Below are 21362 nucleotides of genomic sequence, written 5' to 3'. Positions count from 1 at the left end.
CTGCATCGTTTTGCCCCACCGTAAGGGGCATGGACACCCTCTACTATTCGCCTGGCGCATGTTCGCTGGCGGTTCACATCGTTCTGGAAGAGATCGGCCGCCCCTTCGAAACGGTACGCGTGCCCATTCCAGAAGGCGCGCACCGCCGGCCCGAGTACCTGGCCATCAACCCGCGCGCACGCGTGCCTGCGCTTCGCACCGAGGGCACCGTCATCACCGAGGTGGGCGCGATCCTGAGCTACTTGGCCGATCGCGAGCGCACATCCGGCGCCCCCACGCTCGCCCCCGCGCCGGGCACCCTCGCGCGGGCGCGCTTTCAGGAGTGGCTCTCGTGGCTATCGAGCAGCGTGCACATCGCCTTTGCCCAGATCTGGCGAGGCGAACGCTTCAGCGACGATGCCTCCGTGCACGGCACCATTGCGGAAACCGGCCGCCGCACGGTGCGCGCCTTCTACCGCGAGATCGACACCAGGCTGGAAACGGTGGCCAAGGTGACGGGCCATCCCCATGCGCTCGAGGAAGGCTCCAGCGCCGTGGACCCGTACCTCACCGTCTTCTACCGGTGGGGGCACCGCATCGGAGAACCGATGGAGGGCTACCGCTCGCTCGAGCGCCTCGCCCATGAGGTAGCCGCCCGGCCCGCTGCAAAGCGCGCCCTCGCGCGCGAAAACGTCACACTGACGACTTAGCGAACACGGGTTCATCCTTCGACTTGCCGGAGCCAGGGCTCCATGAGAGCCTCGCTCATGATGGAGAAGCTCGTAAAAGGTATTCACTCGTTCCAGAAACACTTCTTCACCAAGCACCAAGAGCTCTTCGAGCAACTGGCCTCGCGCGGACAGAACCCGGAGACACTCTTCGTGACGTGTTCCGATTCGCGCGTCGATCCCAACTTGATCACGAACTCGCGGCCGGGCGATCTTTTCATCGTCCGCAACGTGGGCAACGTCATCCCGCGCCCGGACCTGCCCGGTGGCACGGCCGCCGCGGTCGAATACGCCGTGGAGGTCCTCGGCGTCAAAGACATCATCGTGTGCGGCCACACCCAGTGCGGCGCCATGGCCTCCATCCTCCAGCCCGAGAAGATGGCCAGTCTCCAATACGTCAAGCGGTGGCTCGCCCAGACGGAGGGCGTGCGCAACATCATCCAGACCCGCTACGGCCACCTTCCGGGCGACGCCAAAGTCACCGCCGCCGTCGCCGAGAACGTGCTCATGCAACTCGAGCACCTTCGCGCCTACCCCTTCGTGGCCGAAAAACTCGACGCCGGCAAACTCCACATCGCCGGCTGGATCTTCGAGATCGGCACGGGCGCCATCCACGGCTTCGACCCCGACACCGGCGAGTTCACCGCCATCTCGTCGGCCGATGGTGCAGCCGCCGAAACGATGCACCGCCAGGAATAGCGAAATCGAGCAACCCAGCCCGGACGGCGGTCGACGAAGGGGGCATGAAGTGCGTCGTGAAAAGCTTGGAGGAAACCGATGATCTAAAGAGACGTCATCACCGCTCGGGTCGGGCCGAGCGAGTAAGGGCGCCGCGAACCCCGCCCGAAGGTTGGCAACGGCGGGCTGCAATAGCCGAGCGGCGTGAAATGCTTGCAGCGACAGCGACCAGCTCTCGACTGGCAAGCTACCACAGGTGCCATGGTGAAGCACGCGCGAGCCACCGCTCGCGCAGTTGAAGTCAGCGATGGATCCCTCTGTACGAAAACTTACCCGCGGTCACGCGCGGGGTACGCAGCGCGATCTGGATCGTCATTCATGCACGGTCTGGAGCGCCGGACTTTCCCGGCGCGCCGTCGGTCCTGTCCCGAATGGACGACGGTCAGAGCTGCCAGGGGCGGAGCTGACCACCTACCGCATCGCGGGTTTCCTCTGGGAACACGAGAACCTCGAACCGAGCGCAGGGAATGAAACGCCCTGCAAGCCGCCAAGCCCGGCGCCGTCTCGGTCGAGGGGCGAGCCTTCGTAGTAGTCGGAGCGCGGGAGAGCCGCGCACATGGCGAAGGGAGGCAGTAGATGAGTGCAGCGGGTGGGCCGCTGGGACAAGCCATGTATGTGGCATCCAGGGACGACCGTCTCTGGCTCCAGATCGTGCAACGCAAGCTGTACACGCGAAGTCGAGTGAATCCGGACTACGTATTCGAAAAGCTGTGGGGACTTGTAACCGACCCACGGAATCTTCGAATCGCCCTCGCCCGCGTCCACCGCAATCGCGGTGCGCGGACCGCGGGCATAGACCGGATCACGGTCAGGCACGTCCTGCTTGACGGTGCTGAGCCCTTCCTTGATGAGCTCCGCAAGGAGCTTCGAGGCGGAACGTTCCGACCGATGCCGGTCCGGCGTGTGCTCATCCCGAAGGCAGGCAAACCCGGCAAGTTTCGGCCGCTGGGCATCCCGACCGTGAAAGACAGAGTCGTTCAAGCAGCAGTGAAGAACATCCTGGAGCCGATCTTCGAGGCGGACTTCTATCCTGTCTCGCACGGCTTCCGACCGGGTCGGTCTGTCCACGGGGCCATCGCGCACCTCAAGGTGCTCATGCATTCCCGTGGCGCGGACCCATTGAAACGAGAGGACCTCCTCCCGTTCCAATGGACCATTGAAGGCGACATCAAGGGATGCTTTGACAACATCGGCCACCATGGCCTGATGGAGCGTGTGAGGCGGCGCGTCGGCGACGCGAAGCTCTCTCGGCTTGTCCTCGCATTCCTGAAAGCCGGCGCTCTTGCCGAGGCGCAGTTCCTGCGCAGCGACAGCGGCACGCCGCAGGGCGGGATCCTCTCGCCCCTGCTCGCGAACGTCGCACTGAGCGTCATCGAGGATAGGTACGAGCGGCATGTGTGGCCCCGCGGAACGGCGATTCGCTCGTCCCGCGTCAGTCTCGCGAGCCTCTTTCCTGCCGACCCCGACGTGATCGCGCGTCGCGCGTACGGAAACCGTACACGCGACAAACGACGCGGGCTCCCCGTCTTCACGCCCGTCCGGTACGCCGATGACTTCATCGTGCTCGTCGCGAAAGACGGCGATCCTCAGGATTGCCGCCAATCCGCCGAGCAGGAAAAGGCAGCCTTGGCACGCGAGCTCGAGTCTAAGCTCGGGCTCTCGCTGTCCGAGGAAAAGACACTCGTCACGCCGGTGACGAGCACGATGCGCTTCCTCGGTCATCACCTGCGCGTACGAAAGCACCCGCGTCACGGGGGCTTCGTCCCGCTGGCGGTGATCCCGAAGGAGCAATCGAAGCGGCTACGCCAGAACATCAAGGACATCTTCCGCAGGAGCACCTGCCGAGATTCCTTGGAGAACCGATTGCGTCTGATAAACCCCGTCGTCCGCGGCTGGGCGAACTTCTACAAACACGCATGGGGCGCGAAGCGCGTCTTCGCCGCCAACGACCATTACGTGTGGTGGACCATCTACCGATGGCTCCGCAAGAAGCACCCCAACACTCGGATGCGGGACATCTACGCGCGATACGGGTGGCGCAAGCCGAGGGGCCGGGCGATACGGTGGCGCGACAGAGAGACCCATTCGGTCACTATGTCCCCAACGCGAGTCCGTCCCTTTTGCCTCTCCTGGCAAAAGACTCCCGCCTTCGTGCCAAGTCTATGGAGAGCCCGGTGCGTATCGAAAGGCGCACGCCGGGTTCGGCGAGGGGCAGCCGGAAACTCCCTGCGGTAACGCAGGGCAAGCGCCGGCTGCCCACTCTACCCTTCGTCTGGCCGTCGCCCTTCTGCCGCTTCTCGCGGGTTGCGGCACCCGCAGCGCCGCGGGGGTGCCCGCCATGGACGCCGATGCCCTGCATCGTCCGGCCCTCACCAGCCTCACCCCGCGAACCATCGCCATCGACGTGATCGACGCGCGCACCCCGCGACCCGAAACCAGCGCGCAAATGGTCGCCGAGGTCACCCGAACCTTGGAAGCGCGCTTTCGGAGCGCAGGGCTTCAGGTCGACCGAACCAACACGGCGAACAAACTGGTCGTCACCGTCACGTACAAAGACGAGCCCATGTCCGGCTACGAACGCGAAGATTGCGTTTGGTTCCGCGGCCGATTGACCTCGACCGCGCGGGCCTGGGTCGAAGCCGAAGGCGGCGCCTGTTTCGCATGGCGCCACGCCCTCGGCTTCCACGTGGGCGGCGATGCGTCGCGCGCCTACGAGACGGGGCTGAGCGGTGTTCTCGAGATTCTCGATCGGAGCTGGGCCGGCCTGGGCACCAGCTCCGCGAGAACGCGATGACGATTGGTTAGTTGGCCAAGAGCTCGACCTCGGCGATGGCCGTGGTGGTCTTGGTGCCCTTGGTGACCGTGAGGCGGTAGTTGGCATACGTTGCCGCGGCGTCGGCCACCTTGAAGGCGCGCGTCTGCAAGCGCCACGGGAAGACTTGGCCGGTGCGCTTGTCGAGCTCCTTCCACGTGGTGCCGTCGTTGGAGCCCTCGAGGACCCAGTCCGTGGGATCGCCGTTGGTCGTGTCGGATGCCGCCGTGGACGTGATCGTGTAGAAGCGCACCGGCGCCGTGCCTTGGATCTTGCACTGCACCGCGTTCACGGTCGCCGAGGTGTTCGCGCTGTTGTCGTAGAGCCGCGCGTCGCCGTTGCATCCCGTGGCCACGTCGTGCAGCGGGGTCGCGGGCGCATCGCCTTGGGTCACCGACGGCGGCACATCGTCCACGCCGCTGCCCCACTGCGACGGCGCAGGGCCCATCACGAATTCCAGGTTGGCGCCGTTCGCCAGCTGATCGTGCGAGAGGTACGTCTTGGTGTACGGCGCGCCATTGACCTTCAGGCTTTGCACGTACACGTTCTTCGGGCCGTTCTGCGGCGCGGAGATGACGATGTTCCGCCCATTCTCGAGATGAACGGTCGCCTTCGTGAAGAGCGGTGAGCCAATCACGTAGTTCGAGCTTCCCACTTGGAGCGGGTAGAAGCCCAGCGCGCTGAAGATCCCCCACGACGACGTCGCACCGTTGTCTTCGTCCCCAGGGTAACCCTGCCCGATGTTGCTGCCCACGAAGAGCCGCGCCATCACCTCACGCACCTTGGCCTGCGTCTTCGCCGCCTGGCCGGTGAACAGGTACATGTACGGGATGTGGAACGATGGCTGGTTGCTCAGTCCGAGCTGCCCCATGCGAACATCGCGCGCTTCGAGCATCTCGTGGATGGTGCCGCCGTACCCACCGGGGAACCCCGCCGTCTCCGGCGTGGAGAAGAACGCGTCGAGCTTCGCGGCCAGCTTTTCCCGGCTCCCGTAAAGGTTGGCCAAGCCCTGCCCGTCGTGGACGGGGTCGAAGGCCATGTTCCAGGCGTCCGTCTCGGTGTAGTCGTTCCCCCAGACGCGCGGATCGAAGCTCTCCTTGGGAAGGCGCCACGAGCCATTGGCCGCACGCCCCTGGAAGAAGTCGATCGAGCGATCGAACAGATTCACGTAATTCTGCGAGCGGCTCAGGAAGTATTCCGCATTCTCGGCGAATTCCTGACGACGCGGATCGCTCGCATTGTTGCTCAGCGCCTTGGCCAAGTTGGCAATGCCATAGTCATTGAGGTACCCGGCCATGGCCCACGAGAAACCGGCGCCCGTCGAGGTGGGCGTGTACCCGAGGAAGGTCGACGACTCGTTTCCTTTGCGCCCCACGTTCCCATTCGGTGCGACCGTGGTGGCATTCCGCACCGCCGCGTCGTAGGCCGCGACGGCATCGAAGTTGACGCCGCGGAGGTACGCGTCGGCAAACGCCACGTCGGAGCTGGTGCCGGTCATCAAATCGGCATACCCCGGCGAAGACCAACGCGAAATCCAGCCGCCGTCTTTGTACTGCTGCACGAAGCCGTCCACGAGATCTTTCGCGTACGACGGCGTCAGCAAGGCATAGGCCGACCACGTGCCCCGGTAGGTATCCCAGAAGCCATTGTTCACGAAGACCTTGCCGTCGACCAGCTTGGCGCCCGTGTTCGTCGGCGACCCCGCACCCGAACCCGCCGTGACGGGGCTTGCGTATTTGTACTGGGGCGCTTCCGCCGTCCCCACGTTTTCGTACGCCGAATTGGGATACAGGAACAAGCGGTACAAGTTCGAATACAGCGTGGTGAGCTGGTCGGAGCTCGCCCCCTCGACCTCGATGACCTTCAGCTTCTTGTCCCAGAGCTGGCGCGCCTTCTCCTTCACCACCTCGAGGGTGTCGCCCTTGGCAATCTCCAGCTCGAGGTTCTTCTTCGCCTGCGCCACGCTGATGAGCGACGTCGCAATGCGCATGTTCACCACGCGGTTGCCCGCGTCCACACCGAAACGGAAATACCCGGCCACTCCACCCGAATTGCCGCTTGCCGTCACCGGCCGATCGAACTCGGCGTACACGAAGATGCGCGTGGCGCCGGTGGACAAGCCGCTCTTGGCATCCGAATAGAAGCTCAAGGAACGTGCGCTCGAATCGAGCGTGAGCCCGCCGCTGGCGTTCAAGTGGTCGAAAATCAGGCTCGCGTCGTCACCCGGGAAGGTGAATCGGAACAACGCCGCGTGATCCGCCGGTGCAATTTCCGTCTGAATCCCGTTTTCGAACTTCACGCTGTAGTAATGCGCCTGCGCCACTTCGTTGGTGTGGCGGAAGGCCAGGGCGCGCGTCTTCTTGCTCGTGCTGGGGACACCCGCTGCCGCCGAAGGCATCACCTGGAAACTCTGGCGATCGCCCATCCAGGGGCTCGGCTCGTGGCTCAACGCGAAGGCCTGCAACGTCGGCAGGTTCTCCGAGTTGTTGCTGCGGTGGTAGGTGTACAGCCAGCTCTGCGAGCCGGCCGCGGTCATCGGCGTCCAGAAGTTGAATCCGTGCGGAACCGCCGTCGCCGGGAAATTGTTTCCACGCGAGAAGTCGCCGCTCGAGTTCGTGCCCCGCCGGGTATCGACCCAATCCGAGGGATTCGTCCGCACCTCGACGGCGGGGTTCGCCGTGATCCGAATATCGTCGATCCAGCCTCCGAACGTCGTGCTGGTCTTGCCCGCCGGCGGCCCGTTGGGATTGTCGTACGCCACGAGGATGCGCTTGATGCGCTTTCCGTTGGCGACGCCGCCAATCTTGGAAACCTTGTAGTTCCAGTCGTCCGTGTAGAGCGTCTTCGACTCGCCCTGCCCCTTCGGCGACAACACCGCCGCGTGCTGATCCACCGCACCGAGGTCGCTCAGGTAGGTACCGTCCTCGAAGGCGAGATCGACCGAGGCATAGGTGCTCGGGTAATTCAGGTCCCCGTCGGTGAAGTTGGGGAGAATCATGTACGAGAGTTCGGTGTTGGGCGCGACCACGATGTCGACGTCGAACACCTTGTTGTACGAATACGCGCGCTCCGAAGCATTGTGCGTGCCGCCGTATTCGAATCCGCGCACGCCGGTGAATCCGACGCGCGGCTTGGCGTTGTGCGACTGGGTCGGCCCGCGGCCCACGGCGCTGCGCATTTCGGGGGTGACCGGCGGGGCGGCATCCGCACCCGAGTCGGTCGTCCCCGCATCGACCGGCGCCGATGCCGCTTGGTCGAAGATCTGCCACTCCGACATTTGAATGATGCTGCCGCTATGGTTCGCGGTGATGTTCAATCGGTAATAGAGATAGGCCGTGGTGTTGCCGGGGACGTTGAACTCCCGCGTCTGGAACCGCTCGGTGAAGTTTTGATTCGTCTGCTTGTCCAGATCGACCCAGGTTTCGCCGTCCTGCGAGCCTTGCAGCGCCCAATCCCGCGGATCGCGCTGATCGAAGTCGTTCGCCGACGCCAGCCGGTAACGCTTGACGGCGACCGGCTCGTCGAGCTTGTAGACGAGCCACCCGGTGCTCTCGAAGACGAGCCACTTGGAGCGGGTGTCGCCGTCGGTCAGATTGTCCGCGACCTCGCCGCTTGCATCGTTCTCACCGCTGGCGGTGACGGCGACCACGCGATCGGTGACGTTGCTCGGGACCACCACCGAGGGCGGCGGCGAGACGACGCCGGAGGTCTTCCCGTTCTCCACGGTGTTGGTCCACGTCGGCTGCGGATCCTTCGCCTCGAAGGAGGAGAAGAACTCGGTCGGTCCTTGCGGCACCGAGCCCGAATCGCCACCATCGGTGCCGACGCCCGAGTCGCCGACACTCCCATCCGGGTTACCGCCGCCCGGCGGCTGGTTCGGCGAATCGCTCGACGAGCAGTGAATAAGAGCAGCTACGGATACGAGGGCGAAGGAAAGTCGGCGCACGTTCATCACAGCCTCCGAATGGCACCAGGATTTCGAATGACAACGTTGTCTTCGACGCCCCAGTGTGGAGCGATCGCGCCACGAGCGCAATACGGATCTTTCCTGCGCCGCCCCTACCACATGCACCGCCGCATCGCATTCATGCCGAACGCGATGCGGCGATCCGTAACCTCACCAGGTCAAGCCGTGACCAAGCGGGTACACGATGGTCGCGGGGTCGTTCGCCGCGGGGAGGGGCACTGGAAGTTTGCCAGCGGGCGGCACCTCGCCGAAGAGCACCTTCGCAACTGACTGCATCGAGCCCGCACTGGGCGAATACGTCGCCAGCCATGCGGGGGCTTGTGCGTAGGTGGCGTCGTAGGGATTGCGCGTGGCCACGGCAACGACAGGCTTCTGCGTCGCCACGAGTTGGTCCACGAGCTTCTTCTGGTTCGCATTCGCCGTCGCGGTCATCGCATTGGTGAGCACCACCACGAGATCGGACTGGTTGGCAGCGGCAACGACGGCCGCAATGTCGGCATCGCTGGGTGCCGCCTTGATCAGCTGCGTGGTGGCCGCGGAGCCATGCGCCTTGAAGGCGTCGGTCAACGCGGTCGTCGGAATGGCCCCCACGCCGGTGACGAGAACCTTGGCCGGCGCCGACGGCAACGGCAGCACGTTGCCTTCGTTGCGCAGCACGGTCACCGTGCGATCGGTGATGCGCGACGCGGTGGCGAGATGGTCCGGGGTGCCGAGCGAACGCTCCGCCTCGTCCTCGTTCACGAACGGCTTGAACAGAATGCCGCGCTTGAACTTCGTACGCAGAATGCGCACTAGGCTCTCGTTGATGCGCGCTTCGGTGAGGCGGCCGTCGGCAATGGCGTTCATTACGCTTTGCACAGCAAGGCCGAGATCGTGCGCCATCAGCAATTGATCCGCGCCCGCCTGCAGGGCAAGCACCGGTAGATCCGCGTCCGGGTGCATGATGCGCACGCCGTCCATCTCCAGCGAATCGGTGATGACCAAACCTTTGTACCCGACTTCGTTGCGCAGCATGTCGGTCAACACGGTGCGCGACAAGGTGGACGGCTCACCCGAAGGATCGATCTTCGGAAGCTGGATATGCGCCGTCATGATCATGTCGATTCCCGCCTCGGCCGCAGCGCGGAACGGAGGCGCGTCGATCTGCTGCCACTCCTCTTTGGTGCGCTGAATCACCGGCAGGCCGGTGTGGCTGTCCGTCGCGGCATCGCCGTGGCCGGGGAAGTGCTTCGCCGTCGACGACACCGTCTTCGTGCGATCACCCGAATCTTGGTAGCCATGAACTTGCGCCGCCACGAACTCCGAGGCCAGCGCGGGATCGCTCGAGAAGGAGCGCACGCCGATGACCGGGTTGAGCGGATTCGAATTCACGTCGGCGTCGGGCGCAAAGTCGACGTTGATGCCCAGCGCGCGGAGCTCTTGTCCGGTGATGGCTGCGGCCTGTTTGGCGTCGTCGGCATTGCGGCCGGCGCACACCGCCATGTTCCCGGGGAACTGCGTGGCCGGCGCGCCGATGCGCGTGACGATGCCCATCTCCTGATCGGTCGCGATGAACAGCGGAATGTGCATCCCCGTCTCGAGGGCAGCGCGTTGCAAGCCGTTGGAGAAGGCGGCAATCTGACGCGGATTATCGATGTTGTCCCGCGTGTCATTATTGAAATAGATAATTCCACCAGGGCGGTATCGCTTCACCACCTTGGCGGGTGTATCCTCTTTGAAAGCTTCCACATTCTTCGGATGCGCCACATCGGCCGCCTGGCCGTAAATGTACGTGACGAAGAGTTGGCTCACTTTGTCTTCGAGCGTCATGCCGCCCGCCGTCGTGGAGACCCACGCCTCCATCTCCTGCTCGAAGGTCTTCGGTGCAGGATCGTTCGGCGTGTCCGCTTCGGATGAACAGCCCATGGTGAATACGGCAAGCCATACAGGCAAAGACCGTCGAACGAGCGAATTCCAACGCATGGTAAGCCTCCTATTATTTCCGCCCGAAACGGGCCGGGGCGCCTCGAGCGAGGGCATCTTATAAAAAAAACGAGTCGGGCGCCGGCTCTCTGTCACACTTTCCTTCTACGCAACGACGATCCGATGTGTCCCCCGCCGCCATGTCCGTCGATGATTGGTCCTCTTCGACATTCCGCGAAGCTCTGGTAGCGCTCGTACGCCGTCGTGTTCCTGAAAAAGACGCCGAGGATGTCGTTCAAGCGACGTTGGCGGAAGCGATGGCGGCCGCGCACCGGCCGGAAGATCCCGAGGCGCTGCGCAAATGGATCTACGGGATCACACGGAACAAAATCGCAGATTACCACCGGCGCGCGCGGCGCGAGGTGCTCGACGAGCCGGAGGCGCTCGAAGCTGCGTCGTCGATGGAGGAGGTGAATGATTTGCTGCGATGGGCGGTGCGCGAGCTTCCCAGCGGGCAGGACGCGCAGCAGACGTTTCAGTGGTTCTTGCGCGAGGGCGAAGGTGAAAAGCTGGAGGCCATTGCCGATGGCGAGAAAATTCCGCCGGCGCGTGTTCGTCAGCGGGTGAGCCGGCTGCGGCGGCACTTTCGCGATCGCTGGGCGGCGCAGTTGGCGGCATTGGCTGCATTGGGCGTGGTTGGAATCGTGGTCGCTATTTGGATTTTGCGCGACCGGCCCCAAAAGCCGGATGCCCCCATTGCGAGGGATACGGCGCCGATACCGCAGATTGCGCCAACGCCGCGCGAGCTCGCCATCAAGGAGCGCAACGAAGCGCTCGTGCTTTGCGACGAGGGCAAGTGGAAGGAGTGCATCGAGAAGCTCGATCGCGCCGCGTTCGTGGTGCCCGAGCTCAACGACGATGCCGATGTGAAGAGCGCCCGCGCGGCGGCGGCCGAGGCCCTTCGTCCCAAGCGCGATTCACGGATTCAGCTGCCCGAGACGCAAGACTCCGCGCATGGGTCGGATTGGTTTGCGCCCGTGCCATCGAGCACCCCTCCGCCCCGTCGCGGGAGGCCCAAGGGGACGGGGACGACCACACCGAGTGGGATTGGGACAGGTTCACAATAACGATTAGCGCGGTCACGAAACCGCATTCCTCCGCGATGTAGTTGGCAGAGGAGTGACAACATGGTTCGACCGATCGCTATTTGCGTTGCGGTGATGGCCGCCCTTTGCACATTGGATACGGGGGCACGCGGCAGCGAAAGTCGGCTCGCACTGCGCGAGGGCCGATTTCCCATTTATGCATATTCGCCCGAATCGAAAATCGATGATCCCGGCGCGCGCCCGATGACCATTTATCTCCATGGCATGTGCGGTGACCCGGCGAACGGGTGCAGCTATTTTCGTGAGGGCGTCGCGCCGTCGTCGTGGTTGCTGTGCCCCAGCGCCAAAACGCTTTGTCCCGGCGGAGGCGCCATTTGGAGCGGCTCCACCGCGGAGCGTGGCGCGGTCGTCGACGAGGCCGAGAGACAGCTCGTGGCCACCTATGGCGACGCCGTCGACGGGACGCGCGAGCGCGTGCTGATCGGATTTTCGCAAGGCGCCTACCTCGCGCGAAACCTCATTGCCCAAAGGCCTTCGCGCTACCGCAGCGTCATGTTCATCGGCGCCGACGTGCAGCCCACGGCCGAAGCCCTTCGCGCCGCCGGCGTACGCCGCGCCGTCTTTGCCTCGGGCAGATTCGACGGGACGCGGCGGCCGCTGGAACGCGCCGCGGAAGCCCTCGTCCAAGAGGGCTACCCCGCGCGCTTCGTGGACCTCGGCCCCGTCGGCCACACGTACGTCCCCGCACGCGACGAGGCCCCGATGCGCGCGATGCGCGAGGCGCTCGCGTGGCTCGAGGGCGCCTGAATCAGCTGCTGCCCTTTGCAGAGGCCTTGCGCGGGGCGCGCCCCTTTTTCAACTTGCGCGGCGGCAAGAGCTCCGAGCCCACCACGATGCGCTTGGCCATGAAAATGGCCGCATCCATTTTGTAGAAGCTGCGGGCGCGATAAAAATGAAGGGCCGACTCGTTGTTCTCCGCCACCTCGAGCACCAGGTGCGTGCAGCCGCGGATCTTGGCCAGGTGCTCGAGTTGTTCCATGAGGAACGCGCCGATGCCCTGGCCCTGGTAATTCGGGTGCACGGCGAGCTCCTCGATGAACAGCGGGCGCATGTCGCGGTTCGAGAAGTAGCGCTCGTTCATCCAGTTGTCCTCGCCGAGGATCTCGAACGTGCACTCGGAGTAGCCCACCACCACGTCGCCATCCTCCGTGGTGACCTCGAAGAGCAGCTGCTCCACGCCTTCTTCCTCGTACACCTCGAGGAAGCGCTTCTTCGAGCGCGGCCGCTGGTACTCCACGGTCTCGCGGTTCACATCGCGAAAGCAGAGCTTGAGGAACTCCCAAACGCGGTTCAAGTCGCGGCGGTGGATGCGTCGCACTTTGACGACCAGGCCATCGCCGGTCGCGCGACTTTCGCCATCGAGCTTGGGTTCTTCATCGGTATGCCGGGGCATGCGCCGGCGAACTCTAGGCGATCTTGGCGTAAATTAGGCCGATTTTCGCACGCGCAGCAACCAGAAGCGGCGGTCTTCGCGTCCAGGCGACCTCCCGGTCACCTCCGTGAAGGACTCCCACGCCCAGCCATCGCCAAAGGCGCGGCGCAGCTCGACCTCGTCCACGGGGTGCGTGCCGCAACCCCGCGGGCGCGGGATGGTCACGTCGAAGTCGTTGTGGGCGTTGAAGCAAAGCAGGTGCAACAGGGCGCCCGGGCGGCAGGCGCGCTGCAGCGAGGCGGCGTAGCGAAGGCGATCTTCCTCCTGGTCGAAGACGTGAAAGAGCCCGATGTCGATGACCGTGTCGAAGCGGTCGCTGTAGCCGGTGAGATCGCGTGCGTCGGCGAGCTGGAAGGGGACGTCGATGCCGCGGGCGCGGGCCTTCTCACGCGCTCGCTCGATGGCCGTGGGTGCCCCGTCGAGGCCGACCACCTCGTGGCCGCGGCTGGCCAGGTAGAGCGCGTTTTCTCCGGTGCCGCAGCCCACGTCGAGCACGGCGCCGCGGATGTAGCCCTCGCGTTCCAGCTCGACGACGAAGGCGGTGGGACCGTCCTGATCCCAGGGTGCACGTTGGTCGTTGCGGTAAATCGCTTCGAAAGCAGCAGCGGTCATGGGAGTCTCCAGGTAAATGGTGCGTTTGGCAATTGAGTGACTTTGACAAATATATGCCTAAGTCACTCAATTTCAAGGGGCGCACCCTGGTACCTTGGCGGCGCCCATGAGCCGTCCTGTTTCCAAGAAGAGCGATCCCGCGCTGGCCGATGTCGAGCGCGGCATGGTCCGGCTTCGCCGCAGCATGGCCAATCGCACCTTGGGAAAGCTCGCGGTGCGCGAGCTGGGGCTCGACGTCGACCTCGGCACGATGGCCGTGATCGACGTGGTCCACGAGGGTGCGGACGACCCCGACGGCGAGATCACGGTGGGGCTCGTGGCCGAGCGGCTCGGCGTGGACCCTTCGCGGGCGAGCCGCATGGTCGCGACCGCCATCGAGGCGGGCTACGTGGAACGGGTGGCGTCCCAATCCGATGGCCGGCGCATCACGCTACGACTCACCGAATCGGGACACGACTTCGAGGACACGATGCGTCGTTTCCGCCAGGCGCAATTCGCGCGCGCGATGGCCGATTGGTCCGACCGCGAGCGCGAGCAATTCGGGCGTCTTCTGCTGAAGTTCACCTCGAGCTGGCGAGAAACGATGCGCGGCGCCAAGTGACCGCGACGCCTCGCTCGTCGCTCGTCGCTCGTCGCTCGGTAGGCCGGCGGGAAGCGGCCGGCGCGTGGGTGGGCGCGAACGCCGACCCCGGGGTGTCCGGGACTGTCCGGGACAGGGGGGCATTCGTCCCGGCCAGGGGCGGTGCGCGGATTCGCGCATTTTCGGATGGGTGCGGATTGGCACCGCACTGGCAACGCGCCAGGGCAGACCTTGCGTGCGCGGTGCTCCGGACACCGCGCCCGCAAGGTCGCAGATCAGGATGATGGGTTGCCGCAAGGTACGAGCGGGAGGCAACAGCCCTCCGCGTGCCCGAGAAGGCAGGGAACCAACGCCCAACGGCGTCCAGCTATCGGGAACAACACGTGGGTGGTGACGGGAAACGCTGCGGGCGTGGACCGGTGGCCATAACCTCGTTGGGGAAGCAGCAAGAACTGCTCGCATCCACCGGACTTTCTTCACCCTCATTTTTATCTGGCAGAGCGAAGGCCAGAAGAAGCACGTGTGCGATTGCGCGGAAGCGCGATCACGCACCCGTTTGTCCCCCGTCCCCCCCCGCGCCGCCGTGGCGCGCGCGGCCCTCTCGCGGCGAAGGCTCGTCCACTCCGCACGCGGCCCCCAGGCCCCCCTCTACTTCACCTCGAGAACGGCAGCCACCTCCACGGAGACACCGAGCGGCAACGAGCCCACGCCCACGGCGAACCGCGCGTGCTTGCCGGCGTCGCCGAACACCTCGACGAACAGGTCCGAGGCGCCATTGACCACCTTCGGGTGATCCCGGTAATCCGGCACCGCATTCACGAAGCCCTGCACCTGGACGATGCGGACGACGCGATCCAGATCGCCCAGAAAGGCGCGAGCCTGGGAAAGAACATTGAGCGCGCACACGCGCGCCGCCTGCACGGCCTCCTCGAGCGAGATGTTCTCGCCCACCTTGCCCACGTGGCGAATTTCCCCGTTGAACGCGGTCACTTGACCCGATACGTAAAGCAGATTCCCTGTTTGGACGCAGGGAACGAAGTTCGCCACCGGCGCCGTCGCCGCCGGAAGTTCGATGCGAAGCTCGCTCAGTCGCGTTTCGATTTTGCCAGCCATTGCTAGGTCTCCTTGGGTCATCGATCGAAGTCCACTGCCGTCGTGTTGCCGCCGCTGACGACGACGGCCACCTGCTCTCCCGGCTCGGGCTGATAGCGGCCCGAGAGAATCGCCCCGAACGCGGCCGCGCCCCCCGGCTCCGCCACGATGCGAAGCACCTTCCAGAGCGCGCGCTGCGCCAGCCGGATCTCCTCGTCCGACACCAGCCGGACGCCGCTGCCGTATTGGCGCGCGAGGGGAAACATCAACTCGCCCACGCGCTTCGGTGCCAGCGAATCGGCCGCAATGCTGCCCATTTCCGCGTCCACGGGCTTTCCCGCCTCGAGCGCTTTCGCCAAGGTCGGTGCGCCGTCCGGCTCGACGCCGACGACCTTCACGCGACCGGCGTACCACGCCAGAATGCCGCCCAAAAGGCCGCCGCCCCCGACACCGGAGAGCACCGTGGTCACCTCCGGCGCCTGCTCCTGGAGCTCGAGCCCCAAGGTCGCCTGGCCGAGCAGCGTCTCCGCCTGGTCGAACGCGTGCACGGACAAGGCGCCCGATTGCGCAATGTACCCTTCGCACGCCGCCAACGCATCGGCGTAGCGGTCGCCACCCACCACGAGATCCGCCCCGTAGTCGCGAATGCGCTGCACTTTCGCGGGCGAGGAAATGCTGGGAACGAAAATCTTCGCGGGGATGCCCAGCTTGTGCGCCGCATAAGCCACCGCAGCGCCGTGGTTTCCGCCCGACGCGGCGGCCACCCCGACGGCGGGCACCTTGCGCGTGAGCAAATTCGTGAACGCCCCGCGCGTCTTGAACGAACCGGCGTGCTGCAGCAGCTCCAACTTGAGGGTCAGCGGAAACGCCGGCAACCCGAAATCGGCCCCGTTGACGCGCACGATCGGCGTCTTGCGCACATGAGGCCGGATGAGTGTTTCAACCTGTGAGATACGTCCCCCCTGAAGTTCGTCGAGCATGCGATGGACTTGACACTAATTTGGCATTTGGCAAATTGTCAACGTGTCCATCGTCGTCGCAATCCGAGCCCTGGCCAACGAACGCAGGCTTCAAATCCTCGAATGGCTCAAAGATCCGGAGACCCACTTTCCTCCGCAGGTCGATGGCGATCTCGTCAAGGATGGGGTCTGCGGCATCTTCATCGCCGAGAAGCTCGGCGTCACCCCCGCCACGGTGAGCGAGCACCTCAAGGTGCTCTCGCGCGCGGGGCTCGTGCGCGCGAAGCGCATCAAGCAATGGACATTTTACAAACGGGACGAGGCGCAGATTCGGAAGATCAAGGACGCGATCAAGCGGAGCGTCTGAGCTCGAGCGGACATTTCATCCATGGCACCAAAAATACCGTACCGGTAATCTTTTAAGAAAATGGCCGAGCACGGCGGCCATCTGGGTTGCCAGGGGTGAAATGATGATTCGTTTCCGAGTCGATTTCTGCCTGCTCGCGCTTTTGAGCGCCTCGCTAACCCAATGTTCGGCAGAACCGTCATCGTCCTCGAGCGATGGCGTCCACACGGATCCTCCCAACGGAGCCAAGTCCAAGGAACCTGCGATCACCGAATACCGGGTCCAGGCGGATTATCACACGCGGAAAACACCGCCGCTTGGTGCGGGAGAATTCGAGCTCGTCCCATTGTCCACCCTCCCCGAGGCGGTGACCGGCGGAGACGTTCTCGTGGAATTGCGCGGGCTTGGCGAGGGCGATGCGGTAACTGTCACGCGAAACGGAACCGATGTCACGGCCGCCTTCCCAGCCCTTCACAACGGCGAGGCGCGCGGCCTCGTGACCGGCTTGACGCTGGGCGACAATTCATTGGTGGCCACGGCCGATGGGCCCAGCGGCGTACGACGCGCTGCGCTGACCGTGAAGAACCACCCCGTCACGGGCCCGGTCATCTCGGGGCCGCACCAGACCCCCTTCGTGTGCCAAACCGAGGCCGCGGGATTGGGCGCCCCGCTGGACTCCAACTGTTCCGTAGAAACCCGTTACGAATGGTATTACCGCACGGCGCTCACACAACAATACATCAAGCTAGCCAATCCTTATGCAGCCTACCCGGCGGACGTGATGAAAACCGTCACGTCGGCAGGCAAGGTCGTGCCGTTCGTGGTCCGGCTGGAGTCGGCCACCATCAATCGAGGCATCACCCGCATCGCCGTGCTGGACGATCCCCACGCGCGCGGGCCGGGTGCGGCCTTCGACGCAGCCACCTGGAACCATCGCGTGTATTATGCATACGGTGCTTCGTGCGGCACGGGGTACCACCAGGGCACCAGCGGCACGGGCGAGGTGCTCGGCGGATTGGGTGACCTACTCGGCGTGGGGCAACGACTGGCCAAGGGCGACGTGGTCGTGCACTCCACGTTGAGCAGCTTCGGCGTGCATTGCAACCCGCTGATCAGCATCGAGACGGCCATGATGGTCAAAGAGCACGTCTCCGAAAGCTACGGCCTGATCGATGCCATGGTCGGCAGCGGGGTCTCGGGCGGCGCGCTGCAGCAGTTCAATGCCATCAACAACGCCCCGGGGCTCCTCAGCGCGGCACTCCCCGGCGCAACGTTCGCGGACATTCTCTCGACGGCCATGACCGTGGGCGACTGCGGCTTGCTGATTCATTATTACAACGGCCGCGGGTGGTACTGGGATCCTTTGAAGCGCGCGCTGGTGGAAGGTCACAATCTTCTCACCGGCACACAGCTCAATAGCATTTGTCAAAGCTGGGTGACGACGTTCTTGCCCGTCCTCAATGCGAAAGAGGGCTGCGATGGCTCGGTTCCCAAGGAGCTGCGCTACGATCCGGTCACCAACCCGCACGGGGCGCGCTGCACCTTGCAAGACGCCAACGTGAACATCTTCGGGCGCGATCCCAAAACCGGCTTTGCCCGGCGCCCGCTGGACAACATCGGGGTGCAATACGGATTGGACGCCTTCAACCATTTCGTGATCAGCGCTGCGGAATTTTTGGACCTCAATCGAAATATCGGCGGCTACGACATCGATGGCAATTTCGTTCCGACGCGCATGAAAATGGACCCCGAGGTGGAGGCCATTTCGCATCGCCTCGGAGCCATCGTGGGCCATGGGGCGATGGCCGAGACGCCCGTGATGGATCTCGCGCCGTACCTCGATTTGATTCCGCTGGCCAATATCCACGAGGCCGTGCGGCCCTTCACCGTGCGCGCGCGATTGCGCAAGTACAGTGGACAGGACGCGAGCCATAGCATCTGGCGCGGCATCGCCGTCCAGCCCGACGCATACCCCACCATGGAGAAGTGGTTCCCTGCCCTGCGCGATTTGCCCTATGGCGCCGATCGGGTGGCCGCCATTGCGGCGAGCAAGCCGGCCGGCGCCGGAGATCGCTGCGTCATCTCGACCCTGGGCGGGCGGCTGGAATTGCCCAATGTGCTCTTTGGGCCGCTGGGGCTCGCGCTGCCGATCTTGCCGGGGCTCCCGCTCCTCGACATCACGATACCCCTGAAGATCGATATCTCGGAGGATTTCGACTCGGGCCTGGGAACGTGCTCCCTCCTTTTGCCGGTCACCCGCACGCCGCGCATGGTCGCGGGCATGCCCATGACCGACGACGTCATTCGCTGTCAGCTCAAACCGCTCGACCGCGCCGATTACAAAGCGTTCATGACCGACGCGCAATTTGCCGAACTCCAATCGGTTTTCCCGGACGGCGTGTGCGACTATTCGAAGCCCGCCGCCGGTGCCGTCGACAAGAGCCTTCTCTGGCCATCGATTGGGGGCGAGGCCTTGCACGAGCCCGCGGAACTCAAATATTGGGTTGGCCGTTCGCGACCAGTTCCTTAATTCCACTTCATGAATGGTGGATCGCGACATACCGCGAGTCGCGATCCATCACGAATTTCAGGGGACTGCGACCTATCATCCTCAGTACAGTGGATCGCATTCTACCATCCGTTGACATTCGCCGACCGTGAACGGCGAAAGCACCATGTCCCAACGCGACAGCTCCATCGACCTGATTTTTCGGTAGATTGGCGCCACAACCGTAGAACGCATCGTCCAATGGGGGCGTGGCGCGCAACATGCTGAAGGAAGTCCCAAGTACGCATTCTTCGTCGAAAGGGACTTACATGACACACCGCAGAAGATTGTCGGCCTTGGGAATCTTTTCTGGTCTTGCCCTCCTTCCACTGCTTGCCGCGGGGTGCGCAGGTTCCTCCGAGCGGGACGACGACAACGCGGTGGACGAAGAGGAGCAAGCACCGCTGTCGTTCGGCATCGCCAGCGAAGACCGACAGCTCCCCATCAATGAGCCGATTCAATTGGCCGTGGTGGCAAAGGATTCCAATGTGCAGCGCGTCCGCTTTACCCTCGATGGGAAAGAGCTGGATGTCTGCGACGCCGCCAACGCAGAAGACGACTGCCGGCTGGGGAATCTGTTTCGTTTCACCACGATCTTCAAGGAGACGGGCAAGCACACGCTCGGCGCAACGTACGAGGGCCCCGGCGGCCAGGTAAGCGCCTCGCAGGTCATCGACATCGTCGAAACGCTGACCCCGCAGCCGGAGCTCTCCGACATGGACACCTCCGAGGACGCCCTCGCGGCCGCGGCCGCAGGACGCGGGTTCCTCGATCCGGATGTCGGATCGCACAACATTTTCGGCGGCGTGAAGTGGAGTGTGAAAGGCCAGAAGGTCGTCGTGGGAAGCCCGCCCGGGAGCGCCACCACCGCGGCGAAGAATTGCATGGCCAAGTATGGCGCCTCGATTCGCAAATGGGGCGACAAGTACAAGATTTCGCGCGGCAGCATCGTGGCGACGGCCATCACCGAATCGAATTGCACCAACCCCGCGGGCTCGAGCGACGGGCTTTCCTCCGGGCCTATGCAAGTGACCGCATCGACGTGTGCCTCGATCACCGGCTTGTCGAAGACGACGTGCCGCACGCGCATGCACAGCACCCCGGACTTCTCCTTCGAGGTGGGCGTTCGCTACATGGCCTCGTCGTACCAAGTGAATCAGCACAAACACGATCCGCCGAAGATCGCGGCCGCCTACAACGCGGGCTCGCTGCGCAAGTCGACGGCGAACCGCTGGCACATGGTGGTGACGGGCAATCACCTCGAGCGATTCGTCGGCGGCTACAATGGATACCGCGCATGGGAGGCCTCGGTGAAGGCCGGCGCGCTCACCGCCGATGAACCCGGCGCCGACTTGGCCTTCGACGGCGAGCACGTAGCCAAGACCTCCGACCTGCCCCGGGATGCGAAAGACGGACAAGTCTACTTCGTGGGCGATTGGTTCACGCGCGACGGTGGCTTCTTCGAGTTCCACGACGGGAAGTGGACCGCGTCGGAGTAAACGCAGAAACCGCCAAGAGCTCGGCTTCTTCTCTTGGCGGTTTTCTTTCTTCCAGTTAAATGAAAACGATTTGCAATTTCATCAAGGCCATGGCAGACCATGGGCCATGACGCAAAGCCTGTCGTCGCAGCCATTGCCCCGGCCACCCTCGGTCCGATTTCGCACGGTGTTCGTTCGGCGCATTCAGACGATCTCGCCGCACATGTTGCGCATCACGCTGGGCGGTGAGGCGATTTCCGATCTCGTGACGTACGGAAACGATCAGCACATCAAGCTCTATTTCCAGAGACCCGGCGTCAAGCTGCCCGAGCCTTTCACGTCCGAGACGTTCATGGCCCTGCCCCGCAGCCAGCGGCCCACGTTGCGCACGTACACCATTCGCGAACACCGCCCCGCAGAAGGCGAAGTCGATATCGATTTCGTCCTTCACGAGGACGCCGGCCCCGCATCCCATTGGGCGAGAAATGCCAAACCGGGCGACAGCCTGACCTTCGCCGGACCGCGCGGCTCCTACCAAGTCGATCGCCAACTCGATGCGCTCTGGCTCATGGCCGATGAAACGGGATTGCCCGCCGCATTTGCCATTCTGGAAACGCTGCCCGCGGGCATGGTTGCGCACGCCTTCTTCGAAGTCGACAATGTGCGCGAAGAACAGCCCCTGAACACGCGCGCCAACGTCGATGTCGTTTGGCTATACCGCCACGGCGTGCCGCCGGGCGAAAGCGACGTCCTCATCGATGCCGTGCGCAACACCACTTTGCCGGAGGGCAAGGTCGCGGCGTGGGTCGCATGCGAAATGTCGATCGCGCGCTCGCTTCGGCATCACCTGACCGACGTGCGCGGGCTCCCCAACGATCGCGTCAAATGGGTCGGCTATTGGGAGCGCGGTCAGAGCGAGGACGACGCCTACGACGAAGCGCAGCGGGCCCAGGTCAAAGGTTAACGCGAGGTAAGCCCGCCCAACCGGATCCGCGATTCCCACTTCCCGCTGGGAAATCTCCT

The 21362-nt window shown here is 64.2% G+C and carries 17 protein-coding genes; 11 read left to right on the top strand and 6 right to left on the bottom strand.

The annotated features are described in order from the left end of the window. Positions 1-29 precede the first annotated feature (29 nt). The 4 genes from LVJ94_00530 (at position 30) to LVJ94_00515 (ending at position 4239) form a co-directional block, all read left to right on the top strand. Entirely contained in the window at positions 30-689 is a 660-nt protein-coding gene (locus LVJ94_00530) for a glutathione S-transferase N-terminal domain-containing protein (protein WXB05749.1), read from the top strand. A 42-nt stretch (positions 690-731) separates the two neighbouring features. Further along, the gene (locus tag LVJ94_00525) at positions 732-1406 is read left to right on the top strand and encodes a carbonic anhydrase (GenBank protein ID WXB05748.1); all 675 of its coding nucleotides are present in this window, start codon (positions 732-734) and stop codon (positions 1404-1406) included. A 648-nt stretch (positions 1407-2054) separates the two neighbouring features. Beyond that, the gene (gene ltrA / locus LVJ94_00520; GenBank protein ID WXB10829.1) at positions 2055-3680 is read left to right on the top strand and encodes a group II intron reverse transcriptase/maturase; all 1626 of its coding nucleotides are present in this window, start codon (positions 2055-2057) and stop codon (positions 3678-3680) included. Positions 3681-3783: 103 nt separating this feature from the next. Further along, positions 3784-4239, top strand: coding sequence for a hypothetical protein (locus LVJ94_00515; protein WXB05747.1), 456 nt, complete (start codon positions 3784-3786; stop codon positions 4237-4239). A 7-nt stretch (positions 4240-4246) separates the two neighbouring features. Here LVJ94_00515 and LVJ94_00510 read toward each other — a convergent pair whose 3' ends face one another. Both LVJ94_00510 and LVJ94_00505 read right to left on the bottom strand, forming a co-directional pair. After that, positions 4247-8209 carry a GH92 family glycosyl hydrolase gene (locus LVJ94_00510; protein WXB05746.1) on the bottom strand — a complete coding sequence of 1321 codons (3963 nt, stop codon included), beginning with the start codon at positions 8207-8209 and terminating at the stop codon, positions 4247-4249. A gap of 165 nt (positions 8210-8374) precedes the next feature. Beyond that, a complete protein-coding gene (locus LVJ94_00505) occupies positions 8375-10129 on the bottom strand; it encodes a glycoside hydrolase family 3 protein (GenBank protein ID WXB05745.1) in 1755 nt (584 codons plus the stop codon). Between the two features lie 197 nt (positions 10130-10326). On the opposite strand from LVJ94_00505, the gene LVJ94_00500 reads away from it, so the two are divergent. Together LVJ94_00500 and LVJ94_00495 are read left to right on the top strand one after the other, a co-directional pair. Then, positions 10327-11253 carry a sigma-70 family RNA polymerase sigma factor gene (locus LVJ94_00500; protein ID WXB05744.1) on the top strand — a complete coding sequence of 309 codons (927 nt, stop codon included), beginning with the start codon at positions 10327-10329 and terminating at the stop codon, positions 11251-11253. A gap of 60 nt (positions 11254-11313) precedes the next feature. Further along, positions 11314-12039, top strand: coding sequence for a hypothetical protein (locus LVJ94_00495; GenBank protein ID WXB05743.1), 726 nt, complete (start codon positions 11314-11316; stop codon positions 12037-12039). A gap of 1 nt (position 12040) precedes the next feature. Here the strand turns inward: LVJ94_00495 and LVJ94_00490 are convergent, their stop codons facing one another. Both LVJ94_00490 and LVJ94_00485 read right to left on the bottom strand, forming a co-directional pair. Next, positions 12041-12685: a GNAT family N-acetyltransferase gene (locus tag LVJ94_00490; protein WXB05742.1), complete on the bottom strand. Its 645-nt coding sequence runs from the start codon at positions 12683-12685 to the stop codon at positions 12041-12043. 33 nt (positions 12686-12718) lie between these two features. Further along, entirely contained in the window at positions 12719-13336 is a 618-nt protein-coding gene (locus LVJ94_00485; GenBank protein ID WXB05741.1) for a class I SAM-dependent methyltransferase, read from the bottom strand. Positions 13337-13442: 106 nt separating this feature from the next. On the opposite strand from LVJ94_00485, the gene LVJ94_00480 reads away from it, so the two are divergent. Then, complete coding sequence (locus tag LVJ94_00480; GenBank protein WXB05740.1) at positions 13443-13937, top strand: MarR family winged helix-turn-helix transcriptional regulator; 495 nt, start codon at positions 13443-13445, stop codon at positions 13935-13937. A 627-nt stretch (positions 13938-14564) separates the two neighbouring features. Here LVJ94_00480 and LVJ94_00475 read toward each other — a convergent pair. Both LVJ94_00475 and LVJ94_00470 read right to left on the bottom strand, forming a co-directional pair. Then, on the bottom strand, positions 14565-15029 hold the full coding sequence (locus tag LVJ94_00475) for a RidA family protein (protein WXB05739.1): 465 nt from the start codon (positions 15027-15029) through the stop codon (positions 14565-14567). 17 nt (positions 15030-15046) lie between these two features. After that, the gene (locus LVJ94_00470) at positions 15047-15928 is read right to left on the bottom strand and encodes a threonine/serine dehydratase (protein ID WXB05738.1); all 882 of its coding nucleotides are present in this window, start codon (positions 15926-15928) and stop codon (positions 15047-15049) included. A 103-nt stretch (positions 15929-16031) separates the two neighbouring features. Here LVJ94_00470 and LVJ94_00465 point away from each other — a divergent pair, with 103 nt between their 5' ends. From LVJ94_00465 to LVJ94_00450, 4 genes are all read left to right on the top strand, one after another. Further along, entirely contained in the window at positions 16032-16334 is a 303-nt protein-coding gene (locus tag LVJ94_00465) for a helix-turn-helix domain-containing protein (protein ID WXB05737.1), read from the top strand. A 100-nt stretch (positions 16335-16434) separates the two neighbouring features. After that, positions 16435-18843: a DUF6351 family protein gene (locus tag LVJ94_00460; GenBank protein ID WXB05736.1), complete on the top strand. Its 2409-nt coding sequence runs from the start codon at positions 16435-16437 to the stop codon at positions 18841-18843. A 314-nt stretch (positions 18844-19157) separates the two neighbouring features. Continuing rightward, complete coding sequence (locus tag LVJ94_00455) at positions 19158-20360, top strand: lytic transglycosylase domain-containing protein (protein ID WXB05735.1); 1203 nt, start codon at positions 19158-19160, stop codon at positions 20358-20360. A 106-nt stretch (positions 20361-20466) separates the two neighbouring features. Next, positions 20467-21303, top strand: coding sequence for a siderophore-interacting protein (locus LVJ94_00450; GenBank protein ID WXB05734.1), 837 nt, complete (start codon positions 20467-20469; stop codon positions 21301-21303). Positions 21304-21362: the final 59 nt, after the last annotated feature.

It is taken from the genome of Sorangiineae bacterium MSr11367 (genome assembly GCA_037157805.1).
Taxonomy (GTDB): domain Bacteria; phylum Myxococcota_A; class Polyangia; order Polyangiales; family Polyangiaceae; genus Pendulispora; species Pendulispora rubella.
The sequence above is the reverse complement of the archived record's forward strand: the minus strand, read 5'-3'. Positions and strand labels throughout refer to the sequence as shown.